Source organism: Streptomyces sp. A0642, from assembly GCF_004795105.1.
Lineage (GTDB): Bacteria > Actinomycetota > Actinomycetes > Streptomycetales > Streptomycetaceae > Streptomyces.
In genome coordinates, this window is sequence record NZ_SSBL01000004.1 from 424167 (window position 1) to 439681 (window position 15515).

Below are 15515 nucleotides of genomic sequence, written 5' to 3' on the forward strand. Positions count from 1 at the left end.
CCGACTAGCCCTTCTTCGGGCGGGGGGTCGGCGGCGAGAGAAGCAGCGCGGAGCCGCCTCCGAGGAGGGCGAGATAGGCGCACTCGCGGGAGTCGCGGTAGAACCCTTCGGCCTCGCCCGGGTTGAGCGCCTCGTCGAGGTCCAGCTCGATGTCGGTGCTCGTGGTTTCAGTCGTGTACATGGTGTTGCCCCGTCCTGTGGTGAGTGGGGTTGACGTACGTTTCGAGTGGAATGCATGGAATGCGATGCCGCAAATCCAAGGGACCTGTCAGAGAATTTCCTCATTCAATTGAACAGAGAAATCAAGGGAGTCACGACAGGGCGCTGACCTGCCAAAACATTGATGGCACTCACCGAAATGGCGGGTCGTGCGCGGGGCGCATTCAGCGTGCACGGGATGCATCCGGGCGATCGGCGGATCGCCCCTCCCCCGCGTCGGTCCTCGATACGGGCCCCGTTCCGAGGGCCGGGCCGCCCCCGTCCGCCGAAGCGTCCGGGGGAGACTGGGCGGATGGACACATGGAGCCGGTCCGGCCGAGAGCCCGCCCCCGCGCTGTACGGGCGCCTGCGCGTCGTCAGGGAGGATCTCGGGCCGGCCCGGTGGCTGACCGAACGCCGCCCCGGCCACGGCGACTTCGCGACCGTCGCCGGTGTCGCCGCACCGGGCTTCCCGGCGTACGCGCGGCTCCTTCACCCGGCGGCTCTCGACGAGCGCCCCGTCCGCTGGGACACGGTCGCCACCGCTTACGGGCGACGGGTCGAAGCGCTGACGGGCTGGCACGAGGTGATCGGCGTGGAGCGGTTCTACCAGAACAGAGAGGACTACGGGCTGCCGGGCGTCTGGGACGAACACCCGGCCGAGGGGCCCACGCCCGGCCGGGTCGCGCGCGCCCTGATCCCCGTCCTGGCGCGGCACACGCGTACGGCGGAGCGGTGCCTGTTCGGGCTGTGGGAGGGATACGGCCGCTGGGAGTGGGAGGGAGTCCCCACCTTCCCGACCCCGGGCCGGGACGAGATCCTGCTGTCGGGGCCGCTGGCCGACGCCGTGTCCCCCGAGCTCCTGGACGAGTTCGCCGAGCTGCCCGATCTGTGGTGGCCGCAGGACCGCGCCTGGTGCGTGGGCGGCGACGTCGACCTGGTGAGCACCTACGTCGGCGGTTCCGAGGAACTGATCACCGGCCTGCTCGCCGCTCCCGGCCTGGAGGCCCACCGGGTCGCGGCGACCGACGGGGTCTGCTGACGGGGGGCGGGGCAGGACAGAAGCGCTCGATGACGGTGACGTGGAGGCGCCGGGCAGGTCAGAAGCGCTCGATTCGGTGACGTGGAGGCGCGGGACAGGTCAGCGGCGCTCGATGACGGTGACGTGGAGGCGCCGCGCCCGTCAGAGGCGCTCAATGATGGTGACGTTGGCCTGGCCGCCGCCCTCGCACATGGTCTGCAGGCCGTAGCGGCCGCCGGTGCGCTCCAGTTCGCACAGAAGCGTCGTCATCAGCTTCGCGCCGGTGGCGCCCAGCGGGTGGCCGAGCGCGATGGCCCCGCCGTTGACGTTGACCTTGCCGGGGTCGGCGCCGGTCTCCTTCAGCCAGGCCAGGACGACCGGGGCGAACGCCTCGTTGATCTCCACCAGGTCGATGTCGCCGATCGACATGCCGGCCTTCTTCAGGGCGTACGCCGTCGCCGGGATCGGGGCCGACAGCATGCGGATCGGGTCCTCGCCCCGCACCGAGAGGTGGTGGATGCGGGCGCGGGGGGTGAGGCCGTGCTCGGCGACGGCCCGCCCGGAGGCGATGAGCAGCGCCGAGGCGCCGTCGGAGACCTGCGAGGAGACCCCCGCGGTCAGCCGGCCGCCCTCGACGACCGGTTCGAGGCCGGCCATCTTCTCCAGCGACGTGTCCCGGCGGGGCCCCTCGTCCACCGCCACCTCGCCGTACGCGACGGTCTCGCGGGTGAACCGGCCCTCGTCGATGGCGCGCACGGCCCGCTGGTGGGAGCGGAGGGCGAAGTGCTCCATGGCCTCACGGGAGATCCCCCACTTCTCCGCGATGAGTTCGGCGCCGTGGAACTGGTTGACGGGCGCGTCCCCGTAGCGGGCCCGCCAGCCGACGGAGCCGGCGTACGGGCCCTCGGTCAGACCCAGGGGCTCGGCGGCCCGGCGGCCGGCGTACGCGATGGGGATCATCGACATGTTCTGGGTGCCGCCCGCGACGACGAGGTCCTGGGTGCCGGACATGACGCCCTGCGCGGCGAAGTGGACGGCCTGCTGGGAGGAACCGCACTGCCGGTCGACGGTGGTGCCCGGCACCTCCTCGGGGAGGCCGGCGGCGAGCCAGGCTGTGCGGGCGATGTCCCCGGCCTGCGGCCCGACGGTGTCCAGGCAGCCGAAGACGACGTCCTCCACCGCGGCCGGGTCGATCCCGGTGCGCTCGACCAGTGTCTTGATGACATGGGCTCCGAGGTCGGCGGGGTGGACGGCGGCGAGCCCGCCGTTGCGCCGGCCGACCGGGGTGCGTACCGCTTCGACGATGTAGGCCTCGGCCATGGCAGCTCCTCAGTTGGTGATATGACGATGCGTCACCCGAGGGGTGACATCCGCGGGCCGGATCGCGTTCATGCCCTCTGGCTGCTGACGGAGACGGTCTCCCCGGTCATGTACGAGGAGTAGCCGCTGGCCAGGAAGACGATGACGTTGGCGACCTCCCAGGGCTCCGCGTACCGGCCGTAGGCCTCGCGCGCGGTGAGTTCGGCGAGGAGTTCGGGGGTGGTGACCTTCACCAGGTGCGGGTGCATGGCCAGGCTCGGGGCGACGGCGTTGACGCGTACGCCGAAGCCGGCCGCCTCCAGGGCGGCGCACCGGGTGAGGGCCATGACACCGGCCTTCGCGGCGGCGTAGTGGGCCTGGCCGCACTGGGCGCGCCAGCCGACGACGGAGGCGTTGTTGACCACGACGCCTCCGGTGCCGCGCGCCTTGAAGTGGCGCAGGGCGGTGCGGGTGCAGCGGAAGGTGCCGTTCAGGGTGACGTCGAGGACCTTCGACCACTGGTCGTCGGTCATGTCCACGAGGTCCGCGGTGCCGCCGAGACCGGCGTTGTTGACGACGATGTCGAGGCCGTCGTGGCGTTCGGCTGCCAGCGCGAAGAGGGCGTCGACCTGCTGCTGGTCGGTGACGTCGCAGGGCAGCGCGGCGACACCGTCCGTGCCGAACTCCTCGGCGAGGGCGGCGGCACTCTCCTTCAGACGGCGTTCGTGGGCGTCGCCGATGACGATCCGGGCGCCCTCCTCCAGGAACCTGCGGGCGGTCGCTCCCCCGATGCCGGCGCCCGCCGCCGCGGTGATCACCGCGGTGCGTCCGGCCAGGAGGGAATGGCCCGTTACGTAGGACGGCTGCGAGGTCACGGGCGGATCTCCCTGGGAAGGCCGAGGACGCGCTCGGCGATGATGTTCCGCTGGATCTCGTTGGATCCGGCGTAGAGGGTGTCGGCACGGGAGAAGAGGAACAGCCGCTGCCACTCGTCGAGTTCGTAGGGGGCCTCGGGGGCGGTCATGCCACCGGCGCCCAGGACGCTCATGGCCAGTTCGCCGAGTTCCCGGTGCCAGGTGGCCCAGTAGATCTTCCCGATGGACGCCTCGGGGCCCGGTGCGCCGGCCGCCACCCCGTCGAGCATGCGCAGGGCGTTGCACCGGATGGTCTCCAGTCCCGTCCACGCGCGGGCGAGCCGGTCGCGGATCAGCGGGTCGTCGGCGGCGCCGTTGCCGCGGGCGAGGCCGATGAGGGCTTCCAGTTCGCGCCGGAAACCGACCTGCTGGCCGAGGGTGGAGACGCCGCGCTCGAAGCCCAGGGTGGCCATGGCCACGCGCCAGCCGTCGCCGGGTTCGCCGACGACGTGTTCGGCTCGGGTGCGGGCCCCGTCGAAGTAGACCTCGTTGAATTCGGAGGTGCCGGTCAGCTGCCGGATCGGCCGGATCTCCACGCCGGGCTGGTCGAGTGGGACGAGGAGGTAGGACAGTCCGGCATGGCGGGAGGATCCCGGCTCGGTCCGGGCGACGACGAAGCACCACTGGGCGTCCTGGGCGAGTGACGTCCAGATCTTCTGCCCGGTGACGACCCAGTCCCCGCCGTCCCGCTCGGCCCGGGTCCGCACGTTCGCCAGGTCGGACCCGGCGTCCGGCTCGCTGTAGCCCTGGCACCACAGCTCCTCGGCGGCGACGATCGGCGGCAGGAAGCGGGCCCGCTGCCCGGGCGTGCCGAACGCCATCAAGGTCGGGCCGAGCAGCTGCTCCCCGATGTGGTTGACCCGCGCGGGGGCTCCGGCCAGGGCGTACTCCTCATGGAAGGCGACCTGCTGCCCGATGGCCGCGCCCCGGCCGCCGTGCTCCCGCGGCCAGCCCACGCAGGCCCAGCCCTCAGCGGCCATGTGCCGTTCCCAGGCGAGCCGTTCGGCGAAGGACTCGTGCTCGCGACCGGGCCCGCCGCGGCCGCGAAGGCCCTCGAAGGCGCCGGTGAGGTGGGCGGTCAGCCAGCCGCGGATCTCGGCGCGGAACTCCTCGACGCTGCTCATGGGGGTACGTTAATCTACCAAACACTTGTTAGGGAAGGAGCGGCCGATGTCCGCTGCCCACGACGAACCGGTGCTGTACGAGAAGCGGGGCCCGGTCGCGACGGTGACCATGAACCGGCCCGGCTACCGCAACGCGCAGAACTCCGCGATGACCTACGCCCTCGACGACGCGTTCTACCGCGCGGCCGACGACGGCGAGGTGAAGACCGTCGTCCTGGCGGGGGCGGGCAAGCACTTCTCCGCCGGCCACGACATCGGGACCCCCGGGCGCGACGCGCATCTGCCCTTCGAGCGCCGGGCGGGGCTGTGGTGGGACCACTCGGACAAGGAGGGCGCGGAGAGCCGGTTCGCGCGGGAGTCCGAGGTGTACCTGGGGATGTGCCGTCGCTGGCGCGAGCTGCCCAAGCCGGTCATCGCGTCCGTGCAGGGCGCGTGCGTGGCCGGTGGTCTGATGCTGGCCTGGGTGTGCGACCTGATCGTGGCCTCCGAGGACGCGTTCTTCGCGGACCCCGTGGTCCGGATGGGCATCCCCGGCGTCGAGTACTTCGCCCACCCGTGGGTGATGCCGCCGCGGATCGCCAAGGAGTTCCTCTTCACCGGCGACCGGATGAGCGCCCGGCGCGCCTACGAGGTCGGCATGGTCAACCGAGTCGTACCGCGCGAAAAACTCACCGCGCACACCGAAGAGTTGGCACTGCGCATCGCGGAAATGCCGCGCATGGGACTGGCGCTGGCGAAGCGGGCGGTCAATCAGGCCGAGGACCTGCAGGGCATGCACACCGGGATGGACTCGGTGTTCGGGCTGCACCACCTGGCGCACGCGCACAACGCCGAGACCGCACCGGACGCGCTCGGCGGCATGGACATCCGGGCGATGAAGGAGGCGGGCGGCTGATGGACCTGGATTTCGGCGCGGCCGACGACGCGTTCCGCGCCGAGGCACGCGACTGGCTGGCCGCTCATGTCCCTGCCCGCGCCCTGCCCTCCCTGGAGACCGCCGAAGGCTTCGCCGCACACCGGGACTGGGAGGCCACCCTGGCCGCCGACCGCTGGTCGGTGGTCTCCTGGCCCGACGAGTTCGGCGGGCGCGGGAGTTCCCTGCTGCACTGGCTGGTCTTCGAGGAGGAGTACTACGCCGCCGGGGCGCCCGGCCGGGTCAGCCAGAACGGCATCAACCTGCTGGCCCCGACCCTCTTCGAGCACGGCACGGACGAACAGCGGGCCCGTGTCCTGCCCCCGATGGCGAGCGGTGAGGTCATCTGGGCACAGGCCTGGTCCGAGCCGGAGTCCGGCTCCGATCTGGCTTCGCTGAGATCGAGGGCCGTACGGACCGGGGGCGGCTGGCTGATCAGCGGCCAGAAGACGTGGTCCTCCCGGGCGGCCTTCGCCGACCGCGCCTTCGGCCTGTTCCGCAGCGACCCCGACGCGGACCGGCCGCACCGGGGGCTCACCTATCTGATGTTCCCGCTGGACGCCGAGGGCGTGACCGTGCGGCCCATCGGGCGGCTCGACGGGAAGCCCGCCTTCGCCGAAATCTTCCTGGACCAGGTGTTCGTACCCGACGAGGACGTCATCGGCGAGCCCGGCCGGGGCTGGCGGGTCGCGATGAGCACCACGGGCAACGAGCGCGGGCTGACCCTGCGCAGCCCGGGCCGCTTCACCGCGGCCGCGGACCGGCTGACCGCCCTGTGGCACGCGTACGGCGACCCGGCGGACACGGCCCTGCGGGACAGGGTGGCCGACGCGGTGATCGGGGCCCGCGCCTACCGGCTGTTCTCGTACGCGGGTGCCTCCCAGGTCCTGCACGGCGGGGGCGGGCCCGCAGGGGCCGCGTCCAGCCTCAACAAGATCTACTGGTCCGAGCTGGACATCGCGCTGCACGAGACGGCGCTCGACCTGCTCGGCCCCTGCGGCGAACTCGCCGACCACGCCGCCGAATCGCCGGACCGCGGCGGCTGGTCCGAGGGCTACACCTTCTCCCTGGCCGGCCCCGTCTACGCGGGCACGAACGAGATCCAGCGCGACATCATCGCCGAGCGGCTGCTCGGTCTGCCGAAGGGACGCCGCTGATGCGATTCCTCCTCGACGCCGAGCAGCGGGAGTTCGTCCGCTCCCTCGATGCCCTGCTCGCCTCGGTCGACACCCCGGCCGCCGTACGGTCCTGGGCTGCCGGTGACCACGGTCCGGGGCGTGCCGTCTGGGCACGGCTGGCCGAGGCCGGGGTGTTCGCGCTCGCGGTCCCTGAGAAGCACGAGGGGTTCGGCCCCCTGCCGCTCGAACTCACCCTCGCCTTCGAGGCGGTGGGGCGGCACGCCGTCCCGGGGCCCCTGGTGGAGACGGTTGCCGCGGCGGCCCTTCTCGGGCGGCTCGGCGACGAGGGCGTCGCCGCCGAGCGACTGCCGGGCATCGCCTCGGGGAAGTCGGTCGTCTCCCTCTGTCTGACCTCGCTCGGCCCGTACGCCCTGGACGCCGACGCGGCGGACGCGGTGTTCGTGGTGGACGGCGGCACCTTGCGCCTCGCCACCGCTTCCGGTCCCGTACAGCCCTCGGCCGACCCGGGGCGGCGGCTGTCACGGCCGTCGGGCGGGACGGCCCTGGCTCGGGGACCCGCGGTGACGGCCGCCGCCGGATACGCGGCCGAGGTCGCCGCGCTCGCCACGGCGGCGCAGGCACTCGGCGTCGGCCGGACCCTGCTGGCCCGTACCGTGGAACACGTCAGGCGGCGGCGCCAGTTCGGGGTGGCGATCGGCTCCTTCCAGGCGGTCAAGCACCGGCTCGCCGACACGCTGCTGGCCCTGGAGTTCGCCGGACCGCTGGTGCACGGCGCCGCGCTCGCGCTCGCCGCCGGCCACGAAGGCGCGGGCCGCGACATCGCCGCGGCCAAGGTCGCGGCGGGCGAGGCGGGGTACACGGCGGCGCGCACGGCCCTCCAGCTGCACGGCGCCCTGGGCTACACCGACGAACTCGACCTGTCCCTGTGGATCCGCAAGGCCCGCCCCCTGCGCGACGCGTGGGGAACCCCGGCGGCCTGTCGCGCCCGCGTCATGGGAGCGGCCCGATGAGACCGACCCGGGAGCAGGAGGAGCTGCGGTCCGCGTTGCGGTCCCTGCTGACCGAGCATCAAGGATGCGACGCCTACGCCCCGTTGACCGCTCAGGTCGGGGCCGCCGGTCTCGCCGTGCCCGAGGAGTACGGCGGAGCGGGTGGCGGCGCCCGCGATGTGCAGGTGCTGATGGAGGAGCTGGGCCGGTGCCTGAGCCCGCTGCCGTGTCTGGGCTCCTCGGTGCTCACGGCGGGAGCGCTGCTGGTGTCCGGCGACGAGGAGGCGTGCGGGCGGCTGCTGCCCGCCCTGGCCGACGGCAGCGCGGTGGGCAGCCTCGCCTGGGCCGAGCAGGGTTCCTGGGAGCAGGAGGCCGTGCGCGCCGAGGCCGTGCCGGGGCCGGGTGGTGGCCGCCATCTGATCACCGGGGCCAAGGAGCACGTACTGGACTGGAAGGACGTGGACGTCCTTCTCGTCGCGGCCCGCACGGCACACGGGGTCTCGCTCTTCGAGGTGGCGCCCGAAGCCGCCGGTGTGCGCCGGGAAGCCGTCGTGACCATGGACCAGACCCGGGCCCAGGCCCGGTGGCTGCTGGACGGAGCCGAGGGACGCCTGCTGGGGACGGACGGCGACGGCGGGCGGTATCTGGAGCGCGTACGGGACCTGGCGTGCACGGCGCTCGCGGCGGAGCAGGTGGGCGCGGCGGAGCGCTGCCTGGAGCTGACCGTCGAATACGCCGGGAACCGGGTCCAGTTCGGGCGGCCCATCGGCTCGTTCCAGGCGGTCAAGCACCGGCTGGCCGACGCCTACGTCCTGGTGGAGTCCGCGCGTTCGGCGGCGCTCGGCGCGGCGTTCGCCGCCGACGAGGACCCGGGCGCGCTGCCGCGGGCCGCGGCCGTCGCGAAGTCCGTCTGCTCCGAGGCGTTCTCGGCGGTGGCCGGCGAGATGATCCAGCTGCACGGCGGGATCGGCATCACCTGGGAGCACGACGCACACCGCTACTTCAAACGCGCCCACGGGGCGGGGGAACTGCTCGGACCGCCCGCCCTCCATCGGGCGCGGCTCGCCGCCGATCTGGGCCTGGCCGCCCGCTGAGCGGCTCCGGAGACACCGAGAGACAGACCGAAAGAGGGGATCAACGCATGGATCCGGGCGCGCCGTGGGACTTCACGGGGCAGGTGGCCGTGGTCACCGGCGGCACCAAGGGCATCGGCGCCGCCGTCGCCGCGGCGTTCCTGGGCGCGGGCGCGGAGGTGGTCGTCTGCGGCCGCACCACCCCGGACACGCTGCCGGAGTCCCGCGGCCGGGCAGCCGTCTTCGTCCCGGCCGACGTGCGCGATCCGGCGGCGGCCTCCTTGCTGGTGGACGCCGCGGTGGAACGCTTCGGCAGGCTCGACGTCCTGGTCAACAACGCGGGCGGTTCCCCGGACGCCGACGCGGCCACCGTCTCGCCGCGTTTCGTGGAGAAGATCATCGCGCTCAATCTCCTCGCGCCGTTCTATGTGGCGCAGGCGGCCCACCGTGTCATGCGGGCCCAGGACAGCGGCGGTTCGGTCATCAACATCGGCAGCGTCTCCGGCCGGCATCCCCAGCCGGGCACCGCGGCCTACACGGCGGCCAAGGCCGGACTGCTGGCCCTCACCAGGGCGCTGGCCCTGGAATGGGCGCCGGCGGTCCGGGTCAACCACATCACCACCGGGCTGGTCCGCACCGCGGGCGCGGCGTCCGTCTACGGCGCGGACGGCGGCGCGGCGGTGGCGGGCGTCATCCCGATGGCGCGCATGGCGGTGCCCGAGGACGTCGCCCACGCCTGCCTGTTCCTCGCGGGCGGTCTGTCCGGATACGTCAACGGCGCCGACCTCGCGGTGCACGGCGGCGGCGAGTTCCCCGCCCGCTACCTGGCGGTCAGGGCGGCGGAGGCGGCCGGCCGACCGCCCCGGTAGCGGCGCGCGAAAGAATTTTGCCCAGCGCGCAAAATTGCATAGCATGCATCTTCATGAGTGCCGACGACCCTTCCCCCGGTCTGCGCGAACGCAAGAAGCGCGCGACACGCGACGCCCTTGCGGGCATGGCGCTGCGCATGGCCGCGGACCAGGGGATCGAGAACGTGACCGTGGAAGCGGTCACCGACGCGGTCGGCGTCTCCGTACGCACGTTCTTCAACTACTTCCCGTGCCTGGAGGACGCGATCATCCGCCCCGGCCGGCACCATGCCGAGCGGACCCGCCGGGCCGTGCTCAACGCCCCGGAACACCTCACGGCGCTCGAAGCCCTCAGCGAGGCGCTCGCCCAGGAACTCGCCCCCATCGAGGAGGGCCATGAACGCTGGGCGCTCCAGATGAAGGTGCTCAGGTCGAGCCCCTCGCTGCTTCCGGCCTTCCTCGCCGCCCAGGGCGCCGACGAGCGCGCCCTCGTCGCCGCCGTGGCCGAGCGCCTGGGCCAGGACCCCGAGACCGATCTCTACCCGCGGCTCCTGGCCCACGCGGCGATCGCCGCCGTGCGCGCCGCCGCGGAGGTCTGGGTGGCCTCCGGCCGCACCCGTACGTTCCAGAGCCTGTGCCGCGACGCCTTCGCCTCGCTGGCGGCGGGGCTGGCCGTCTGAAGCACGTCCGGCCCGGACCCTCCGCGGCCCCCACCACCGCTCACCGCAGAACCCGTCACCACAGAACCAGTCACGTCACCAGAGAATGAGGAACGTCAGCCGATGACCGCTGCCGTCACACCCGAGACCGGTACGGCCGGTGCGCCCGAGGGGGACGCATCCGGCATGACCCGCCGCCAGATACTCCAGGCCATGTCCGGCCTGATGGCCGGCATGTTCGTGGCCATCCTGGCCTCCACCGTGGTCTCCAACGCCCTGCCGAGGATCATCTCCGATCTGCACGGCAGCCAGTCCTCCTACACCTGGGTCGTCACCGCCGAACTCCTCGCCATGACGGCGACGGTCCCGATCTGGGGCAAGCTGTCCGACCTCTACGACAAGAAGCTGCTCATCCAGCTCTCGCTGTCGATGTTCATCGTCGGTTCGCTCGTCGCCGGCTTCTCGCACAGCATCGGGCTGCTCATCGTGAGCCGTGTCGTCCAGGGGATCGGCGCGGGCGGCCTCACCGCGCTCGCCCAGGTCGTCATGGCGGCGATCATTCCGCCCCGCGAACTCGGCCGCTACTCCGGCATCTTCGGCGCCGTCTTCGCCGTCGGCACGGTCGCGGGACCGCTCATCGGCGGTGTGCTCGTCGACACCTCGTGGCTCGGCTGGCGCTGGTGCTTCTTCATCGGCGTGCCGTTCGCACTGCTCGCCATCGTGCTGCTCCAGCTGACCCTGAGGCTGCCCACCGTCCGCAGGGAAGTGAAGATCGACTATCTCGGCGCCGTGCTCATCATGAGCGGTGTCAGTGCCCTGCTGCTGTGGGTGACCCTCGCGGGCAACCGGTTCGACTGGGCCTCGTGGCAGACCGCCGCGCTCGTCAGTGGCGGCGTGCTCCTGCTGGCCGCCGCGGTCCTGGTCGAGTCCAGGGTCCAGGAACCGATCATCCCGCTGGACATCTTCCGCAACCGCACCGTGGCGCTGACGACGATCGCGAGCCTCCTCGTCGGCGTCGCCATGTTCGGCGGCACGGTGTTCCTCTCGCAGTACTTCCAGACCTCGCTCGGCAAGTCGCCGACCACCGCGGGTCTGATGAGCCTGCCGATGATCCTCGGTCTGATGGTCTCCACGACCGTCGCCGGGCAGATCATCTCCTCCCGGGGCAAGTGGAAGGGCTTCCTGATCGCGGGCGGCATCATCATGACGGCGGGCATGGGCCTGCTGTCCACGATCGGCGCCGACACGTCGTTCACCGTGCTCAGCCTCTACATGGTCGTGCTCGGCGTGGGCGTCGGCATGCTGATGCAGAACCTGGTGCTGGCCGCACAGAACGACGTTCCCGCTTCCGAACTCGGTGCGGCGACCTCGGTCCTCTCGTTCTTCCGCAGTCTCGGAGGCGCGATCGGCACGAGCGCGCTGGGCGCGGTGCTCGCCCACCGGGTGGCCCAGGAGTTGGAGAAGGGCTTCGGCGGTGCGGCGGACGGCGGGGGTGCCGGAGAGAGCGTTCCCGACCTCGGCAGCCTGCCCGAAGGGGCCCGCCAGGTGGTCGAGCAGGCGTACGGCGCCGCGACCGCGGACGTCTTCCTGATCGGCGCCCCCTTCGCGTTCCTCGCCCTGATCGTGGTCCTCTTCATCAAGGAGAAGCCGCTCAGGACCCAGAGCGGCATGGAGCGGCTCGCGGAGGAGACCGCCGCGGCGGCGAAGCCGGTCACCACGACGCACTGATCACCGGTCACGGAGCCCCGCACCGCACGCGCCTGTCGCGCGTCGGCGCGGGGCTCCGTCGTGACCGCGCCGCGCCCGAGGGGGCTCCTGCACCGCCGAGCCTTGCATCATATGAGGGCGGACCAGGATGGATCGAACCTATTTCGGCCTGTCATGGTGTCGCCATGACTCCCCCCTTCGACACCCCTGCCGCCGCGTCCACGACCGCCGTGGAACGCTTCCCCCTCCAGTTCGCACGCACCCGTCGCTTCTCGCTCGGTGTGCCCCGGCAGTTCACCGTCTCCCCCGACGGCGAACGGGTGCTGTTCGTCCGGACCACCTCCGGCACCGACCCCGTGAGCCGGCTCTGGCTGTACGAGGATGGCGCGGAGCGGATGCTCGCCGACCCCCTGGGCCCCGGCTTCGCGGACGACGTCCCGGGCGAGGCGCCGCCGGAGGAAGCGGCCCGGCGGGAGCGCGCCCGCGTGACCTCCTCCGGGGTGGTCTCCTACGCCGCCGACGCCTCGGTACGGCTGGCCGTCTTCGCCCTGGGGGGTGTCCTGTGGGCAGTCCGCACCGACGGCGGCGCCCCGCGCAGGATCGCCACGGCCGGACCGGTCGTCGATCCGCGTCCCTCACCCGACGGCTCCCTGATCGCGTACGTCTCCGGGGGCGCTCTGCGGACCGTACGGGTGGACGGAACCGGCGACCGGCCGCTCGCCGAACCGGAGGGGGAGCAGGTCACGTACGGGCTGTCCGACTACGTCTCGCAGGAGTCGATCGGACGCTCGCGCGGCTACTGGTGGTCGCCCCGCGGTGACGCGCTCCTCGTCGCCCGGGTGGACACGGCGGAGGTCCGGCGCCGGTACATCGCCGACCCCTCGGACCCGGAGCGTCCGCCCCGCGTGGTGGCATATCCGGCCGCCGGTACGGCGAACGCGAAGGTGTCGCTGCATCTGGTGGGGGTCGGCGGGGAGCGGACCGGCGTCCGCCTCCCCGCCGAGGCCGGCGAGGGACACCCCGAAGGGGCCTGGACGGACCGGGCGTTCGAGTACGTCGTGGCGGCGGGCTGGGACCGTCACGGGCCGCTCGTCTCCGTACAGACGCGGGACCAGCGCTCGGTGTACGTACTGGAGGTGGACGAAGCCTCCGGGGCGACCCGGACCGTGCACCGGACCCACGACCCGGCCTGGGTCGCCCTTCGTCCGGGCACCCCGTCGCGTCTCGGCTCCGGGGCGCTCGTCGTCCCCGCGCGGCCGGGCGGCGACACCCAGGGGCTGGACATCGGCGGTACCACGACACCGCCTGGCCTGGAGGTCCGCGAGGTGATCGGCACGGCGGGCGGCCGGGTGTTCTTCACCGGGGGCGAGGAGCCGACCGAGATCCACGTCTGGTCCCACGCCTGCGGTGCTCCCGGCGAAGGCCCCGTACGCGTCAGCGGCACACCCGGTGTGCACACGGCGGCGGTCGGAGGCCCGACCGTGGTCCTCGACAGCAGGACACCGGACGGCCATACCGTGACGGTGCTCCGCGACGGCGTGCCGGCGGGCCGCATCTCCGTGATGGCCGAGACGCCCCTCGTCATCCCGCGGCCGCTGGCCCTGAGCCTGGGCGACCGGGAACTGCGCAGCAGGCTCTACCTGCCGTCCTGGCACCGGCCGGGCGACGGCCCGCTGCCGGTGCTGCTCAGCCCCTACGCCGGCCATGGCATGCAGATCGTGCTGGAGGTGCGGACCTGGTGGGTCGCGGTCGCCCAGTGGTTCGCCGAGCAGGGGTTCGCGGTGCTGGTCACGGACGGACGGGGCACGCCGGGCCGCGGCGAGGCGTGGGAGAAGTCGGTGTACGGGGACCGCCTGACGGCCGTCCTGGAGGACCAGATCGACGCCTTGCGCGCGGCTGCCGCCCGCCACCCCGACCTCGACCTGACCCGGGTGGCGATGCGCGGCTGGTCGTTCAGCGGGTATCTGGCGGCGGCGGCCGTGCTGCGGCACCCCGAGGTCTTCCACGCGGCGGTGGCGGGTGCGGCCCCCGCCGACCGGCGGCTCTACGACACCCATTGGGAGGAGCGCTTCCTCGGCCACCCGGACGTCCAGCCGGGGAACTACGCCCGCAATTCGCTCCTGGACGAGGCGGCGGGGCTGACGCGGCCGCTCATGCTCGTCCACGGTCTTGCCGATGACAATGTGGCCGTGGCGCACACGCTGCGGTTCTCCGCAGCACTGCTCGCCGCGGGCAGGCCGCACACGGTGCTGCCGCTTTCGGGCGCCGGTCACCTGGTCGGCCAGGAGCGCACCGCGAGCGGCCTGCTGCTGCTGGAGCTGGATTTCCTGAGGAAGTCCCTGGGTCTTTGAACACAGCTCACCGGCCGCGCGTACCCCTGGACGAAGCGTCGGAGCCGAGAACACCGTGGAAGGAACAGCCAGCATGAGCGCATCGCAGGACCACGAGGTCCGCATCGGACGCCGGACCGTCGTCACGGCGGCCGGCGCCGTCTCCGCGGCCGCCGTACTGACCGCGTGCGGGGGCTCGAAGGAGGCGGCCGGCTCCGGTGTCGTCGAGCAGTCCGACGACGGTGGGGGCGGCGGGGGCGGCGTCCTCGCGAAGACCGCCGACATCCCGGAGGGCGGCGGCAAGGTCTTCGCGGATCAGGGGGTCGTGGTGACGCAGCCCGCGGCCGGTGAGTTCAAGGCGTTCTCGTCCAAGTGCACCCACCTGGGCTGCGCCGTGTCGAGCGTCTCCGACGGGACCATCCACTGCCCGTGCCACGGCAGCGCTTTCGACGTGGCCACCGGAGCCGTCAAGGGGGGCCCGGCCACCAAGCCCCTGCCCCCCGCCGCGATCACGGTCGAGGGCGACTCGATCAGCCTGACCTCCTAGCCTCCGGCCCGCCCCGCCCTCCCCCGGACCGTCCGCCTCCTCTCAGCCAGCAGCCGAGCAGGTCGTCGGTCGCGGTCACCGTGGCGACCAGGGCGAGGGTGTTGCGGATCATCGCGGGGGTGTAGTCGGCGGGCACCCCCGCGATGGCATCGGAGGGCACCACCGCCGTGTAGCCGAGGTTCACGGCGTCGAAGACCGCGTTGGGAATGGCGACGTTCGCCGAGACGCCGGTGACGACGAGGGTGCGACAGCCGAGATTCCGGAGCAGCGCGTCCACGTCCGTCCCCGCTATCGGCGACAGCCCGTGCAGCCGGCGGACGACGAGGTCCTGCTCCGCCACCTCGATGGGCTCGGCGATGCGCACCGCCGTGCTGCCGGAATGCTGCTGTACGGGGAGCCGCTCCGCGGCACGGAAGAGGCGGGCGTTGCTGTTGGCGCCGCGGCCGTCCGGGCGGCGTTCGGCCACCGCGTGGATGACCTGGACGCCGGCCTCGTGTGCTGCGGAGACCAGCCGCGCGACGTTGTGCAGGGCCCCGGACGACCGGGCCTCCCTGGCCAGTTCGGGCAGCGCGCTGCCGGGACCCACCACCCCCTGCTGGCATTCCACCGTCAGCAGGACGGTGGTCGCGGGTTCGGTCTGTCCGGCCAGCTGTTCCCTGGTCGCCACGGCTGCCCCTCTCGGTGACGGATCGAGCGCGCGAGGCTAACCCTCATTGCGCAATGAAGGAAGAGGCCCCATGATTCCTGCCACACA

General features: G+C 72.6%; 15 protein-coding genes. 10 read left to right on the forward strand and 5 right to left on the reverse strand.

The window, feature by feature from the left end; genetic code table 11:
• Positions 1–4: 4 nt before the first annotated feature.
• Positions 5–181, reverse strand: coding sequence for a hypothetical protein (locus E6R60_RS36665; protein ID WP_168713582.1), 177 nt, complete (start codon positions 179–181; stop codon positions 5–7).
• Between the two features lie 330 nt (positions 182–511).
• On the opposite strand from E6R60_RS36665, the gene E6R60_RS11370 reads away from it, so the two are divergent.
• Entirely contained in the window at positions 512–1240 is a 729-nt protein-coding gene (locus E6R60_RS11370) for a hypothetical protein (RefSeq protein ID WP_136326339.1), read from the forward strand.
• A gap of 141 nt (positions 1241–1381) precedes the next feature.
• Here the strand turns inward: E6R60_RS11370 and E6R60_RS11375 are convergent, their stop codons facing one another.
• From E6R60_RS11375 to E6R60_RS11385, 3 genes are all read right to left on the reverse strand, one after another.
• Entirely contained in the window at positions 1382–2539 is a 1158-nt protein-coding gene (locus E6R60_RS11375; RefSeq protein WP_136326340.1) for an acetyl-CoA C-acetyltransferase, read from the reverse strand.
• 68 nt (positions 2540–2607) lie between these two features.
• The gene (locus E6R60_RS11380; RefSeq protein WP_136326341.1) at positions 2608–3393 is read right to left on the reverse strand and encodes an SDR family oxidoreductase; all 786 of its coding nucleotides are present in this window, start codon (positions 3391–3393) and stop codon (positions 2608–2610) included.
• A complete protein-coding gene (locus E6R60_RS11385) occupies positions 3390–4556 on the reverse strand; it encodes an acyl-CoA dehydrogenase family protein (protein ID WP_136326342.1) in 1167 nt (388 codons plus the stop codon). The genes E6R60_RS11380 and E6R60_RS11385 overlap by 4 nt, the downstream gene beginning before the upstream one ends.
• Before the next feature lie 46 nt (positions 4557–4602).
• On the opposite strand from E6R60_RS11385, the gene E6R60_RS11390 reads away from it, so the two are divergent.
• The 9 genes from E6R60_RS11390 (at position 4603) to E6R60_RS11430 (ending at position 14761) form a co-directional block, all read left to right on the forward strand.
• Positions 4603–5451: an enoyl-CoA hydratase gene (locus E6R60_RS11390; RefSeq protein WP_136326343.1), complete on the forward strand. Its 849-nt coding sequence runs from the start codon at positions 4603–4605 to the stop codon at positions 5449–5451.
• On the forward strand, positions 5451–6626 hold the full coding sequence (locus E6R60_RS11395; protein ID WP_136326344.1) for an acyl-CoA dehydrogenase family protein: 1176 nt from the start codon (positions 5451–5453) through the stop codon (positions 6624–6626). The genes E6R60_RS11390 and E6R60_RS11395 overlap by 1 nt, the downstream gene beginning before the upstream one ends.
• Entirely contained in the window at positions 6626–7618 is a 993-nt protein-coding gene (locus E6R60_RS11400) for an acyl-CoA dehydrogenase family protein (protein ID WP_136326345.1), read from the forward strand. The genes E6R60_RS11395 and E6R60_RS11400 overlap by 1 nt, the downstream gene beginning before the upstream one ends.
• Positions 7615–8691, forward strand: a complete 1077-nt coding sequence (locus tag E6R60_RS11405) for an acyl-CoA dehydrogenase (RefSeq protein ID WP_136326346.1) — start codon at positions 7615–7617, stop codon at positions 8689–8691. The genes E6R60_RS11400 and E6R60_RS11405 overlap by 4 nt, the downstream gene beginning before the upstream one ends.
• Positions 8692–8738: 47 nt before the next feature.
• On the forward strand, positions 8739–9539 hold the full coding sequence (locus E6R60_RS11410; RefSeq protein WP_136326347.1) for an SDR family oxidoreductase: 801 nt from the start codon (positions 8739–8741) through the stop codon (positions 9537–9539).
• A gap of 53 nt (positions 9540–9592) precedes the next feature.
• A complete protein-coding gene (locus E6R60_RS11415; protein ID WP_136326348.1) occupies positions 9593–10198 on the forward strand; it encodes a TetR family transcriptional regulator in 606 nt (201 codons plus the stop codon).
• 102 nt (positions 10199–10300) lie between these two features.
• Positions 10301–11905 carry an MDR family MFS transporter gene (locus E6R60_RS11420; RefSeq protein ID WP_136326349.1) on the forward strand — a complete coding sequence of 535 codons (1605 nt, stop codon included), beginning with the start codon at positions 10301–10303 and terminating at the stop codon, positions 11903–11905.
• A 164-nt stretch (positions 11906–12069) separates the two neighbouring features.
• Positions 12070–14235, forward strand: coding sequence for a prolyl oligopeptidase family serine peptidase (locus tag E6R60_RS11425; protein ID WP_136326350.1), 2166 nt, complete (start codon positions 12070–12072; stop codon positions 14233–14235).
• A gap of 73 nt (positions 14236–14308) precedes the next feature.
• On the forward strand, positions 14309–14761 hold the full coding sequence (locus E6R60_RS11430) for a Rieske (2Fe-2S) protein (RefSeq protein WP_136326351.1): 453 nt from the start codon (positions 14309–14311) through the stop codon (positions 14759–14761).
• Here the strand turns inward: E6R60_RS11430 and E6R60_RS11435 are convergent.
• Positions 14745–15428: a cysteine hydrolase gene (locus tag E6R60_RS11435; protein ID WP_136326352.1), complete on the reverse strand. Its 684-nt coding sequence runs from the start codon at positions 15426–15428 to the stop codon at positions 14745–14747. The genes E6R60_RS11430 and E6R60_RS11435 overlap by 17 nt on opposite strands.
• Positions 15429–15515: the final 87 nt, after the last annotated feature.